We start from the raw sequence: 13,053 nt of genomic DNA, 5'->3' as shown, positions 1-13,053 counted from the left end.
CGGGCACACGACGGCCCAGGGCGTGGCTATCCACGCCCATGATTCGGAGTACTCCGGCGGCCGGATGGCTACCGATCTGGATTTATTTCGCGCTCAACGAATTACACCCCTGTAGCAGCAACTCGATGCCGCTTCCCCCGGGCTGAAACAAACCGCTTATTCAGAATTTCCCGAGCTGCGCATAACCTGCGTCTGGTTCGCTCGGTGGCGGCGGGTCAAGAGCAGTCCCGCGCCGATCGCGGTCAGGATAACGGACGCCACTTCGGGCGCCGCACCGATCCTGGTCGCGATCGTCGCCGTGTCGCGCAATGGTAACTGGGCGACCAGCGCCGCGGGGACGACTTGGTCGGAGTGCTGCGTGAGAGTGCCGTCGGCGGTGATGATCCCACTGACCCCGGTGGTTGCCGCGACCACGAGCGCCCGCCCGTGTTCGACCGCGCGCACCCGCGACATCGCCAATTGCTGATACGTCATTTCGCTCTCGCCGAAGGTGGCGTTGTTGGTCGGGACGGTCAGCAATTGCGCGCCCGCGGCAAGGGATTCCCGGAATGCCCGGTCGAAGGCGACCTCATAACATGTCGCGACGCCGATTCGGACATTCGCGGCAGTGACGGTGCCGTCGCCGTGGCCGGGTACGAAATAGCCCGCGCGATCGGCATAGGAAGAGAACAAACGGAAGAAACTTCGCATCGGCAGGTATTCACCGAACGGCTGGATGATTTTCTTGTCGTGGCGCTCCCCCGGCCCGGCGGCACCGTTCCAGACGATCACCGAGTTCGTGGTGGTCCGGTCGCCGTTCACCAGAACCGCGCCGACGAGGATCGGTGCACCGATGCGTTCCGAGGCGCGGGTGATGACGGCGGCGGCGTCGGCATTGCGCAGCGGGTCGATATCGGAGGAGTTCTCGGGCCAGATCACGATGTCGGGTTTGCGCTCCAGACCGCGTGCGACGCTGTCGGCCAGTTCCTCGGTGCGCCGGACGTGGTTGTCGAGCACGGCGCGGCGCTGGGCGTTGAAGTCGAGGCCGAGTCGCGGCACGCTGCCCTGGATGGCGGCGACCGTCACCGTGCGCAGGCCGTCGTCGGGGGCGGGCAGGGTGGGGCGCAGCGCGAGCCCGGCCAGCGGCGCGACGATCACGGCGAGACCGGTCAGCGCGATGGCCTTGTCGACAGTGCGCTGTCCGGCGCGCACCCGCAGCACGAGGGCTGCGAGCGCGGTGCCGGTGAGGGCCACCGCGAAGCCGATCAGCGGGGCGCCGCCGTAGGCCGCCAGGGGCAGGTACCAACCATCGGCCTGACCGAAAGCGATTCTGCCCCACGGGAATCCACCGAAGGGAACGTTCGAGCGCGCCCATTCGGTCGCCGTCCACGCCAGCGCCAGCCACACGGGCCATCCGCGGAGTCCGCCGAGCCACCGCGCGAGCACGCCCCAGAGCCCGAAGAACACCGCGCACGCCGTCGACAACGCCAGCCACGGCACGGGCCCCACGTAGATCCCGGTCCACGGCAGCAACGGCAGGAAGAACGCCAACCCGCCGAGCATCCCGTACCCGAACGCGGCCCGCACCCTGTTCGTCCCGTAGACCGCGAGCGTCAGCAGCGCGACGGCGAAGGGCGCGAGAAACCACAGCGGCCGCGGCGGAAAGCTGGCGAACAGCAACAACCCGCCGAGCACCGCCACGGCCATCCGCCAGAACACGGCCCCAGCCGTCGCCGTCCCCACCGCGTGATCGGAACCGGCATCGCCTTCCCGCCCCGCGCTCCACTCCGACGGCGACGTGGAGTCAGGTCCGTGAGTGGCGCTCGTTCCGGCTGCAGGTCGTTCCGTCGACCTTCCCCGCTCAGCGGAGCGGTCGTCGACAGGGCCCGCCTCCGGCGCGGGCGGACTGTCGCGCCCCTCGTCGCCGGGATACGCAGGTCCCTCGGTCTGTCCCGATGGCTGGGTGGGTAGGGGCCGGTCGCCGGTGGCGGGGTCGATCATGGTGTCGCGCTCCGTGATTCGTGGCGGGTCGGCTCAGGCCGCGTAGATGGTCGTGCCGTTGTGCACGGTGCGCAGGCAGGTCGGCAGGGGCGCGTCCGGGTCGAGGGCGGGCAGGCCGGGAACGCGTGAGCGCGGGTCGGTCGACCAGCGCTGGACGGTGTCGGCAGCGGCGGCGACGACGAGATCGCCCGCGTCCCAGACCGCGTACGACGCGGGGGCACCGGGGACGAGGGTGCCCGCCATCCCGTCGCGGACACCGCCCGCGCGCCAGGCGCCACGGGTGGCGGCGGCGAAGGCGGCGCGCGGTGACAGTCCGTGGCCGGAGGTGCGGTGGTGGACCGCGGCGCGGATCTGTTCCCAGGGATTCAGGGTCGTCACGGGGGCGTCGGAGCCGATGGCCAGTGAGATCCCGGCGGCCGCCATCGCGGCGAACGGATTGAGCCCCGCGGCGCGCTCGGCGCCCAGGCGGGTGGCGTACATGCCGTCGGTTCCACCCCAGGCGGCGTCGAAGCCCGGTTGCACCGACAGGATCACTCCGAGCCGGGCGAGCTGTTCGATCGCGGCGGCGTCGGTCATCTCGGCGTGCTCGACCCGGTGCCCGCGCGCGGCGACGGCGGGGCCGCCGAGTTCGCTTGCCACCCGGGCGAATCCGTCGACCACGAGGTCCATGGCCGCGTCGCCGATGGCGTGGAACCCGGCCTGGATCCCGGCTTCGGTGCAGGCGCGCAGGTGGTCGGTGACGGCATCGGCGTCGAGGATGTTCTTCCCGCAGCCGGCGGCGTCGGCGTACGGTTCGCGCAGCAGTGCGGTGTGTGAACCGAGCGACCCGTCGACGAACAGGTCGCCGCCGAGTCCGTGCACGCCGAGTTCGGCGAGCAGCGTGCGCGCCTCGTCCGCGCCGCGCACGGCCTGGCCCCAGTAGGCGCGCACCTGCACGCCGTGGTCGAAGGCGAGCAGTTCGCGCACGTCGTCACGGCTGGAGATGTCGGGTCCGGCGCATTCGTGCACGGCCACGATGCCGTGCGCGGCGGCGCTGTCGAGGGCGGCGGTGCGGGCCGAATCCCGTTGGGCGCGAGACAGTCCGGCCAAGGCGACGGCACGTACCCGGTGGTGGGCGTCGGCGCGCAGCGGTTCGCCACGGTCGCCGGACTCACCGGCGGCATCGAGCAGCGCCGACGACGCGACCGCCGAGTGCGCGTCGATGCGCGCGAGGTAGACAAGCCTGCCAGGCCCGGCGGCCTCGTCGAGTTCGGCGACCGTCGGCGGCCGCTGCTCAGGCCAGGTGGTGTCGTCCCAGCCGTCGCCGATGATCACCCCGTCGGGCTGCCGCGCGGCGTGGGCGCGCACCGCGTCCAGGAGGTCGGCCAGCGAGCGCGCGCCGCGCAGATCCAGCCCGGTGAGTCGCAGTCCGAGGGCGGTGACGTGGACGTGCGGGTCGACGAACGCGGGCGCGACGAACGCGCCGTCGAGGTCGATGATCTCCGCGTCGGGATGCATGGCACGCCCGGGCGCTTCGGCGCCGAGCCACACCACGGTGCCGTCGGTGACCGCCATCGCGGTCGCGTCCGGGGAGCTGGAACTGTAGAAACGACCGCCGATCAGCAACTGGGTACTCACGGTGCCCCAGTCTGCCGTATCGGCGGATCGTCAGGTCGGCAGGGACAGCACGGCGCACACGTCGGCGTCGCCGAGTCCCGCCGGTGTGTGTCCGCCCGCTCGGGCGGCGATCAGTTCCAACCGCCACGCGGCGGTGGTGAAGTCCGACATCGACTGTCCGGCAGCGGTACTCGCTCGGCGTACCGCGTCGGCCAGTTCCTCGCTCACCGTGACGGTGATCTGCTCGGTGGCCATGCGGGTCACTGTAGACCGTCGGCCGGTATGAGTGTCGGCGGTTCAGGCGGAACCGAGCGCACGCGGTCCACGAGTGTGCCCGTCGTCATACCACTGGCCGACGACGTCACCGTCGACCACGTCGCCGCCGGCATCGACGACCACGCCACGGTAGGGCGCGGGCGCGAACGAGGGCAGCGGGCCGAAGCGCCTGGTACCGAGCTTCTCGAGCACCGGCCGCAGCAGCGCGCGGGTGGGCGGGAACAGGGCGAGCAAGCCGAGCACACCGGTGACGAGGCCCGGCACGAACAGCAGTACCGATCCCGTCGCGACGAGCAGTCCGTCGGCGACCGCGCTCTCCGCGCTCACCTCACCGCGCGAGGCCCGGCGGAACCGGTCGAACACCCGCCGCCCCTGCTTGGCGAGCAAGGCCAGTCCCACGCCGGACACCGCGACGAGCACCAGCAGCGCCCAGCCGACGCCGATCACCTGGGCGAGAGCGACGAGGGCGGCGATCTCGACGACGAGGTAGAGCACGAACAGCAGGGCGGTCATGGTGATCCTTTCGGACGATCTACCCGTTCAACGCACGAGCACGCGTTTTTTCTCCCGGCCCGTGGCGGATCACTCATCCGCCGGGCCGCACCAACCCGGTCTCGTACGCCAGCACCACCGCCTGCACCCGGTCGCGCAGCCCGAGTTTGGTGAGCACCCGGCCCACGTGTGTCTTCACGGTGGCTTCGGACAGGAACAGAGCGGCGGCGATCTCGGCGTTGCTCTGCCCGGCGGCGATCTGCTCGAGCACCTCGCGTTCGCGGACGGTGAGCACGTCGAGCACCGAGGGGTCGCGCAGCCCGGCCGGGTCATCGGCGACGAGGCGGTCGAGCAGGCGTTTGGTCACTTTGGGTGACACCACGGCGTCACCGGCGGCGACGCTGCGGATCGCCGAGACGAGATCTTCCGGCGGAGTGTCCTTGAGCAGGAATCCGCTCGCCCCCGCGCGCAGCGCGCCGAGGGCGTGTTCGTCGAGGTCGAAGGTGGTCATCACGAGCACGCGCACGCCGTCACCGGTGGCGACGATGCGGCCGGTGGCGGTGACGCCGTCGACCACCGGCATGCGCACGTCCATCAGCACGACGTCGGGGCGCAGCTCCCCGGCGCGGCGCACGGCTTCCTCGCCGTTGGCCGCTTCGCCGACGACCTCGATGTCGGGGTGGGCGCCGAGGACCATTTTCAGGCCCATCCGCATGAGTTCCTGATCGTCCACCACGAGCACACTGATCGGCATTCCCTCACCCTAGCGGCCGGTTCAGTCGGTTTCGGCGCGCAGCGGGAGGCGGGCGCTCACCTGCCAGCGCCCGTCGGGCAGCTTGCCCGCGTGCAGGGTGCCGCCGAGTACGGCGACGCGTTCACGCATGCCGACCAGGCCCATACCGCCACCATGAATCGCGCTCTCCCGCACGGGAACTCCGCCGCTGTCGGTGATCTCGACCAGGATCTCCTCGGCGCCGCGCTGCACCCGCACCACGGCCTTGGCGCTCGCACCGGCGTGCCGGAGGGTGTTGGTGAGCGACTCCTGCACGATGCGGTGCACGCCGAGGCTCACCTCGGGTGCGATGTCGTCGAGTTCGCCGGTGAGCTCGAGGTCGACGGCCAGGCCCGCCTCGCGCATCATCTGCGCCAGTTGCGCGATGCCCGCGCTGCCGTGCTGGGGCAGCAGTTCGGGTGCGTGTTCGGTGCGCAACAGGGCGACGGTGCGGCGCAGTTCGCGCAGGGCGTCGCGGCCGGTGCCCGCGATCGTCGACAGCGCGCGTTCGGCGGCGTCCGGGTCGGTGCGCAGGGCGTATTTCGCGCCGTCGGCCTGCACGATGATGACGCTCACCGCATGCGCGACCACGTCGTGGAGTTCGCGGGCGATGCGGGTGCGTTCGGCGGCGACGGCCTCGTGGGCGCGGCGTTCCTTGTCGTAGTCGGCGACGGCCAGCCGGGCGGCGACCTCGGCGTCGTAGGCGTGCCGGGCGCCGTTGAACTCCGCCAGCGTCCAGCACAGCGCGTAGATGGCGCCGACGAGGATCAGGTCGCCACCCTTGGGCTCGCGCACCAGCAGCACCGACAGACCCAGGTCGAGGGCGAGGAAGCCCACGTAGATCAGCCCGTCACGGCGTCCGACATAGGCCACCAGCGTGTAGAGCATCACGCCGAGCCCGATCAGGGCCACGTGCGGTGCGGTGCTCTCGTTCAGCAGGTAGGCGGTGAACGTGCACAGCAGCGACAGCACGAGCAGGGTCGCGGCCATGGCGCGCGGGTACAGCCGCCGCAGGGCCACCGGCATCGGCAGCAGCACCGACAGCGCGAGGTAGACGACCTTGTTCCTGGCCTCGCCCACGCCGAGGACGTCGAAGCACAGCAGCATCGCCGCGAGGAGGGAGTCGGCGACGATGGGTCGTCCACGAAGCCACAGACTGAACCGGCGCACCGGCCAAGCCTAGGCGCCCGCTGGCTTTCCGGCCGTGATCTTGATTGCCTTGACGCGTGCAACTCGGAGACTGGACGGTGCTACTGGTGGCCGCGGCGGCGGCGGGCTGGGTCGACGCGGTGGTCGGCGGCGGCGGGCTGATCATCCTGCCCACCCTGTTGCTGGTGGCCCCCGGCATCGCACCGCAGACCGCGCTCGGCACGAACAAGATGGCCGCGCTGGCGGGAACGGCCACGGCGGTACTGACCTTCGCGCGCAAGGTGCCGATGCAGTGGAAGGTGCTGGTGCCCGGTGGGGTGATCGCCGCGATCACCGCCGCGTGCGGTGCGGCGGCCGTGTCGCTCATCGACCGGGAACTGTTCATCCCGATGGTGATGGTTGTGCTCGTCGGCGTGGCGATCTTCGTGACGTTGCGCCCGAAGGTCGGGTTGACGATGGCGACGCACCCGCCGACGCGACGCAAGGTGATCCTGGTTGTCGCGCTCGCCTCGGGCCTGATCGGCCTCTACGACGGCTTGCTCGGCCCCGGCACCGGAACCTTCCTGATCATCACCTTCGCCACCCTGCTCGGCACCGAGTTCGTGCGCGCCGCGGCGATGGCCAAGGTCGTCAACTGCGGGTCGAACGTGGGCGCGCTGCTGTATCTCGGTGCCACCGGGCACGTGCTGTGGGGGCTCGGCGCGGGCATGGCGGTGGCGAATATCGCCGGTGCCGTTGTGGGTTCGCGGATGGCGCTGGCCAAGGGCGCGGGCTTCGTCCGGGTGGTGCTGCTGGTCGTCGTCGTGGTGATGGTGGTGCGGCTGGGCTGGCAGCAGTTCGCCTAGCGCACCGCGTCGGGTTGGGCCGCCAGCCACGGTTGCAGGACCCGCGAGGTGGTTTCGTGGATCTTGCGGTGCAGGCGTTCACCGTCGTCGATGCTGTGCTGCGGTTGCTGGAACAGCACCGTCAACGCGCCCGAGACCGCCCCGACCACGGCGCCGACCAGGGCGGCGGCGCCGACCTCGTCGAGTTCGTGGGGAAACGCCAGGTGCAGTTGCCTGGCGATCTCGCGCTGGGCGACGAGCTGGGCATGCGCGGCGCGACCGCTCACCGACGGAACGGTGCGCGACACGCGGGCGCGCAGGGCGGCGATGCGGGCGCCCAGGTCGTCGACGAGGTGTTCGCCGGGGTTGTCGCCCGCCGCGCGAAGGGCACGCAGCAACACCTCGACGGGTCGCTCCCCCGGCCTGCGGGTGGCGATGGCTGCGACCGCCGCGCGCACGCGGTCGTCGGGTTCGGGGAAGAGCAGTTCTTCCTTGCTGGCGAAGTAGTTGAAGAAGGTCCGGGTGCCGACCTCGGCCGCGGCCGCGATCTCGGCGACGGTGGTCTCCTCATAGCCTGCTGCCTCGAACAATTCGACGGCGGCCAGCAGAATCGCACGACGGGTTCGTTCCCTTTTTCGATCGCGGAGGGCAGATGGCGGCACGGCGGGCACCCTACGGCATCCGCGGGTTCCCCGGCGGGAGGATCGGGGCCCGCGCGTCATGGTTGTCGCTGCCACGGCCCGGTTTTCACGCGGGCGTGGGGCACGTGTCGGTGGGAGCCGCTAGCGTAGGCGCGGTGAGTACCACGACTTCGCACGAGGTGGACGAAGAGTTCCGCGCGCTCGGGCTCGCCGCGTTGGCCGAGGCCGCGTTGTCGGCGGCCCGCGCGGCGGGCGCCGAACACGCCGATCTGCGGGTGCAGCGGTTGGTGACCCAGTCGATCCGGTTGCGTGACGGCCGGGTCGAGGCGGTCACCGATGCCACCGAACTCGGGTTGGCGGTGCGTGTGATCGTCGACGGCACCTGGGGTTTCGCGTCCCATGCCGCCCTCACCCCCGACACTGCCACCGAGGTGGCGCGTCGCGCGGTGACCGTCGCACGAGCGCTGCGTTCGCTGAACCGGGAGCGGGTGGAGCTGGCCGACGAACCGGTCTACGACGACGTGTCCTGGGTGTCGGCCTACGATCTCGATCCGTTCGCGGTGCCGACGGCCGACAAAGTGGCGCTGCTGCAGGACTATTCGGGGCGGTTGTCCTCGGCCGACGGCGTCGACCACGTCACCGCCTCGGTGTTGCAGGTCAAGGAACAGACCTTCTATGCCGACACCGCGGGATCGTCGATCACCCAGCAGCGGGTGCGGTTGCATCCAGAGCTCGAGGCGGTGACCGTCGATGCCGCGTCCGGGGTGTTCGAGACCATGCGCACCCTCGCCGCGCCGGCGGGTCGCGGGTGGGAGTACGTCACCGGCGCCGACGGAACCTGGGACTGGGCAGACGAACTCGCGCGGATCCCCGGCTGGCTGGCCGAGAAGGTGAAGGCGCCTTCGGTCGAGGCCGGGCCGACCGATCTGGTGATCGACCCGACCAACCTGTGGCTCACCATCCACGAATCCATCGGGCACGCCACCGAGTACGACCGGGCGATCGGCTACGAATCCGCGTACGCGGGTACATCGTTCGCCACTCCCGACAAGCTGGGTACCTTGCGCTACGGCACACCGATCATGCACGTCACGGGTGACCGCACGCAGGTGAACGGGCTGGCCACCGTCGGCTACGACGACGAGGGTGTGGCGGGCCAGCGGTGGGATCTGGTGCGCGACGGTGTCCTCGTCGGCTATCAACTCGACCGCGTGTTCGCCCCGCGCCTCGGCCTGGACCGCTCCAACGGCTGCTCCTACGCCGATTCGCCGCACCATGTACCGATCCAGCGGATGGCCAATGTGTCGCTGCAACCGGATCCCGACAACGACACGAGCACTGCCGAGCTGATCTCGCGGGTCGAGGACGGTCTCTACGTCGTGGGCGACAAATCCTGGTCGATCGATATGCAGCGCTACAACTTCCAGTTCACCGGACAGCGGTTCTTCCGGATCCGCAACGGGGAACTGGCCGGTCAGGTGCGTGATGTCGCCTACCAGGCCACGACAACCGATTTCTGGGGGTCGATGGAGGCGGTCGGCGGGCCGAGCACATGGCAGCTGGGTGGGGCGTTCAATTGCGGTAAGGCTCAACCGGGTCAGGTGGCGGCGGTGAGTCACGGTTGCCCGTCGGTGCTGGTGCGCGGGGTCAATATTCTCAACACCCGGACGGAGGGCGGCCAGTGAGCGCGAGTGTGTTCCCGGCGGGCGCGGTGGTCGAGCGGGCGCTTGCCGCGTCGACGGCCGACGAGGCGATCGTGCTCGTCACCGACGCGCACGAGGCGTCGCTGCGGTGGGCCGGTAATTCGATGACCACCAACGGTTCGTCGGTGTCGCGGTCGTGGGCGGTGATCTCGATCTTCCGCGACGGACCGAACTCGGCTCGCGTGGGCTCGATCGCGTCGACCAGCGTCGATCCGGCCGACATCGCGGCCGTGGTGCGGGCCGGTGAGGAGGCCGCGCGCACGGCCGAACCGGCCCAGGACGCCATGCCGCTGCTCGAGCCGACCGAGGACGATGCGGACACCTGGGAGCAGGCGCCGGGCAGCACCGGGATCGAGGTGTTCGCCGGGCTGGCCCGCGACCTGTCGACCGGATTCGACGGCACCGACCGGCTCTACGGTTTCGCCCACCACCAGGTGCACACCACCTGGCTCGGCACCTCCACCGGTATCCGGCGCCGGTTCACCCAGCCGACCGGGTCGGTCGAAATCAATGGAAAGCGCGGGGAGGGCAGCGATCTCGCCAGCGCCTGGGTCGGCGTCGGGACACCCGATTTCGTCGATGTGGACACACCCGGGCTGCTGTCGGAGCTCTCGCGGCGGCTCGACTGGGCCGCCCACCGGGTCGACCTGCCCGCGGGCCGCTACGAAACCCTGTTGCCGCCCTCGGCGGTCGCGGATCTGATGATCTACATGGCGTGGAGCATGGAGGGTCGCGGTGCCAAGGAAGGGCACAACGCGTTCGCCCGGGCGGGCGGCACGCGTGTCGGTGAGCGACTCACCGACCTCCCGCTCACCCTGTATTCCGACCCGAAGGCGAGCGGCCTGGAGTACCGGCCGTTCGTGGCGACACCCTCCTCGTCGGAGTCGCTGTCGGTGTTCGACAACGGTCTGTCCGCGCGGCGCGTCGACTGGATCTCCGACGGCACCATCGAATCGCTGATCTACCCGCGCGCCACCGCCGCCGAGTTCGGCGCCAACGCAACGGTTCCCGGCGAGAACCTGCTGCTCACCGGCGGCAGCGACGCCACCCTGGACGACATGATCGCCCGCACCGAGCGCGGCCTGCTGCTGACCTGCCTGTGGTACATCCGCGAGGTCGATCCGGCCACCCTGCTGCTCACCGGCCTCACTCGCGACGGCGTGTACCTCGTCGAAGACGGAAAAGTCACCGGCGCGGTGAACAACTTCCGCTTCAACGAGAGTCCTCTCGACCTGTTGCGGCGGGTCTCGGAGGCAGGCGCGACCGAGATCACCCTTCCTCGCGAATGGAAGGACTGGTTCAGCCGAACGGCTATGCCGCCCTTGCGGATTCCGGACTTCCACATGTCGTCGGTGAGCCAGGCGACCTGAGTTCGTAGGGCGGCGGTGCCCGACCGCACCCCCGCCCCGGGACTGGTCAATCGCGACCGACCAGGCCTAGCCCCAATTGGCTAGACTGGTGGCGCTTCCCTCGGGCAGGTGCAGGATCACGTCTGCTCCCTTGATCGTGTCGGGGTCCAGGGGAAAGTAGCCCTGCTCAGGTTTCGTATCGGTGCGGATGTCGGCAGTACCTAGGTTGCCGGCGGCCACCAGTCCCCAAGCGGACGTCGACTTCTGGAGAATGCCCTCGTAAGTACCGGCGTCTGGTTCGCCGAGTTCCAGGCCGGTGCTGCGGCCCAGGCTGCCGAGGATCGCCCGGTAGCGCTCCCCCATCAGGGCCGCGACGATCGCGCCCGCTCCCGACCAGGTGAGGTTCATCGGGCCCATTCGCATGATGCTCGAGGTGCGGCGCAGGTGGAGGTTGTGGGCGCACACCAGGGTCGGACCGCGTGAACTCTCGACGGTGCGGATGTCGAGCAGATTCTCGGCCATGAGGGCGTCGCGGGTGGCGGACAGGGCCGACCAGCGATCGTCGTCGGGGAGAGGGTCGGCTGCTCTTGCGTGGTAGCGCAGCAGGCCGAGTCCGGTGGTGAGATGAACTGCGGCCCTGCGCCATTCGTCGAGCGAGGTGGTGGCGATTCGTTCCGGTGCCCGGGCGCGGAGGCGGACGAGCAGGTCGTCGGCGATGACGCGCAGGCGCGCGGCATCGGTGCCTGCGCCGACCGAGACCGTCGGGTCCATGATCGCCTCGGTGCGGTTCCACCGGTCGTCCTCGCCTGCCACCTCGCGGATGCCGAGGTCGAGTTGCAAGTAGTCGCAGGCATATTCGAGGTAGGGGCGCGGACTCGGTGCGTGCATCGTTTCCATCGCGCCGTCGAAACCGTGGATGCTCACGCGGTCCGCGGGTGCCAGTTCGGCATTGTGGGCGCGCAGCCAGGTCACCAGTTCCCGGTTGGCGTCGAAGGCGCCGAAGCCGTGGGTGAAGCCGGTGCGCATCACCTCGTCGAGGGTGCCGACACCGTGGCGGACATAGTCGTCGATGCTGAGTGCGGCTGTGCGGCAGGTTTCCAAGGCGATGGAGCGGAAGCCGCTTTCGACCAGGTCGGCGAACAGTTCGTTGCGCAGGGCGGCGAAGCCCGGCTCCTTGTGCGTGGGTTCGCCGAAGGCGAGGAGCTCACAGGTGGAGGGGATGAAGTCCCAGATCTTCTGACTCATGTGGGTATATCGTATCGTTGAAGAAACGGTGTAAACCTCACCCGGTTTTGCAAGTCACATGCCAGGTAAAGTCTCGAAACGTGAGGAACCTGCGACCGACGGATCTTGCCCGTGAGCACGGCATTTCCACCCAGGCGGTGCGCAACTACGAGCAGGACGGGTGTCTTCCGACCGCCGACCGCACACCCACCGGATACCGCGTCTACACCGATCTCCACGTCGTCGCCTTGCGTACCTACCTGACCCTGATTCCGGCCTTCGGGCACGCTGTCGCGAGTCGCGTCATGCGTGCGCTGCACGCTGACGACCTGGACACCGCTCTGAGCGAGATCGACCGTGCCCATGCCCGTCTATTGGAAGACCGCGAGACTCTGACCGCTATCCGTCGCGCGGTCGACCACCTGACGAACGAATCATCCTCCCCCACATCGAATCCCGAGACCGCGTACACCATCGGTGAACTAGCCGCGCACCTGCGGCTTACTCCCGCCACTCTCCGAGCTTGGGAAACGGCAGGCATCCTCTCCCCTGCCCGCGATTCCGCCACCGGCTATCGGCTCTACACCTCCGCTGACCGCCGCGACGCTCATCTGACGACGATCCTCCGTCGTGGTGGTTACCGTCTCGATCACATCGCGGCCGTTATCGCTCAGATCCGTGCCGCGGGGAGTACCGAGGCCCTTACCGCTGCTCTGACTGCTTGGCAGGCGAAGCTGACCGAGCAGGGTCTTGCGATGCTGGATGCGGGGGCGGTGCTTCGTGGTTATGTAGCCGAGCTCGGTGCGTAAGTGGTTCTTGCGGAACGTATTTGGGTGCGGCAAGCGCTGGTCGGTCGGTATCAGGCGAAGCTTTCATGTAGTGCAGGACCGGCCCTACGGGGCGGCTCGAGTGGTGCCACCTGCCGCACTCCCAGCCGTGCGGAACCCGCTCGGTGTTTTGTGCACCACAAAGGTATTGGGCTGTGTTTATTGGAGCGCTGGCGCGCTCGAGCGCGGCCCCTGGAGGGCCGCGCGAACAGCGCTCGAG

The 13,053-nt window shown here is 69.6% G+C and carries 12 protein-coding genes; 4 read left to right on the top strand and 8 right to left on the bottom strand.

Going from position 1 to position 13,053, the window contains the following annotated elements; translation table 11 throughout:
- Positions 1-156 precede the first annotated feature (156 nt).
- The 6 genes from lnt to ACSVDM_RS07635 all read right to left on the bottom strand — a co-directional run bounded on the left by lnt (position 157) and on the right by ACSVDM_RS07635 (position 6,286).
- On the bottom strand, positions 157-1,686 hold the full coding sequence (gene lnt, locus ACSVDM_RS07660; protein WP_439264011.1) for an apolipoprotein N-acyltransferase: 1,530 nt from the start codon (positions 1,684-1,686) through the stop codon (positions 157-159).
- Between the two features lie 327 nt (positions 1,687-2,013).
- Positions 2,014-3,597: an amidohydrolase gene (locus ACSVDM_RS07655; RefSeq protein WP_439263771.1), complete on the bottom strand. Its 1,584-nt coding sequence runs from the start codon at positions 3,595-3,597 to the stop codon at positions 2,014-2,016.
- A gap of 30 nt (positions 3,598-3,627) precedes the next feature.
- Complete coding sequence (locus tag ACSVDM_RS07650; RefSeq protein ID WP_067492208.1) at positions 3,628-3,831, bottom strand: hypothetical protein; 204 nt, start codon at positions 3,829-3,831, stop codon at positions 3,628-3,630.
- 42 nt (positions 3,832-3,873) lie between these two features.
- Complete coding sequence (locus ACSVDM_RS07645; protein WP_439263770.1) at positions 3,874-4,365, bottom strand: FxsA family protein; 492 nt, start codon at positions 4,363-4,365, stop codon at positions 3,874-3,876.
- Between the two features lie 73 nt (positions 4,366-4,438).
- Complete coding sequence (locus ACSVDM_RS07640; protein ID WP_067635505.1) at positions 4,439-5,098, bottom strand: response regulator; 660 nt, start codon at positions 5,096-5,098, stop codon at positions 4,439-4,441.
- A 21-nt stretch (positions 5,099-5,119) separates the two neighbouring features.
- Positions 5,120-6,286, bottom strand: coding sequence for a sensor histidine kinase (locus ACSVDM_RS07635; RefSeq protein ID WP_439263769.1), 1,167 nt, complete (start codon positions 6,284-6,286; stop codon positions 5,120-5,122).
- A gap of 56 nt (positions 6,287-6,342) precedes the next feature.
- Here ACSVDM_RS07635 and ACSVDM_RS07630 point away from each other — a divergent pair, with 56 nt between their 5' ends.
- On the top strand, positions 6,343-7,110 hold the full coding sequence (locus ACSVDM_RS07630) for a TSUP family transporter (protein WP_067492204.1): 768 nt from the start codon (positions 6,343-6,345) through the stop codon (positions 7,108-7,110).
- Here ACSVDM_RS07630 and ACSVDM_RS07625 read toward each other — a convergent pair.
- The gene (locus ACSVDM_RS07625) at positions 7,107-7,751 is read right to left on the bottom strand and encodes a TetR family transcriptional regulator (protein WP_303745828.1); all 645 of its coding nucleotides are present in this window, start codon (positions 7,749-7,751) and stop codon (positions 7,107-7,109) included. The genes ACSVDM_RS07630 and ACSVDM_RS07625 overlap by 4 nt on opposite strands.
- Positions 7,752-7,885: 134 nt before the next feature.
- Between ACSVDM_RS07625 and ACSVDM_RS07620 the strand changes: the two genes are divergently transcribed.
- Positions 7,886-9,415 (top strand): TldD/PmbA family protein, encoded by a 1,530-nt coding sequence (locus ACSVDM_RS07620; RefSeq protein ID WP_357145013.1) that lies wholly within the window; start codon positions 7,886-7,888, stop codon positions 9,413-9,415.
- An 8-nt stretch (positions 9,416-9,423) separates the two neighbouring features.
- Positions 9,424-10,803: a metallopeptidase TldD-related protein gene (locus ACSVDM_RS07615; protein ID WP_439264010.1), complete on the top strand. Its 1,380-nt coding sequence runs from the start codon at positions 9,424-9,426 to the stop codon at positions 10,801-10,803.
- Between the two features lie 66 nt (positions 10,804-10,869).
- Here ACSVDM_RS07615 and ACSVDM_RS07610 read toward each other — a convergent pair whose 3' ends face one another.
- A complete protein-coding gene (locus ACSVDM_RS07610; RefSeq protein ID WP_439263768.1) occupies positions 10,870-12,027 on the bottom strand; it encodes an erythromycin esterase family protein in 1,158 nt (385 codons plus the stop codon).
- An 80-nt stretch (positions 12,028-12,107) separates the two neighbouring features.
- Here ACSVDM_RS07610 and ACSVDM_RS07605 point away from each other — a divergent pair, with 80 nt between their 5' ends.
- The gene (locus tag ACSVDM_RS07605) at positions 12,108-12,815 is read left to right on the top strand and encodes a MerR family transcriptional regulator (protein ID WP_439263767.1); all 708 of its coding nucleotides are present in this window, start codon (positions 12,108-12,110) and stop codon (positions 12,813-12,815) included.
- Positions 12,816-13,053: the final 238 nt, after the last annotated feature.

Origin of the sequence: Nocardia sp. JW2, assembly GCF_051843015.1 — a bacterium.
Lineage (GTDB): Bacteria > Actinomycetota > Actinomycetes > Mycobacteriales > Mycobacteriaceae > Nocardia > Nocardia coubleae.
This window is presented reverse-complemented; position numbering and strand designations above follow the sequence as displayed.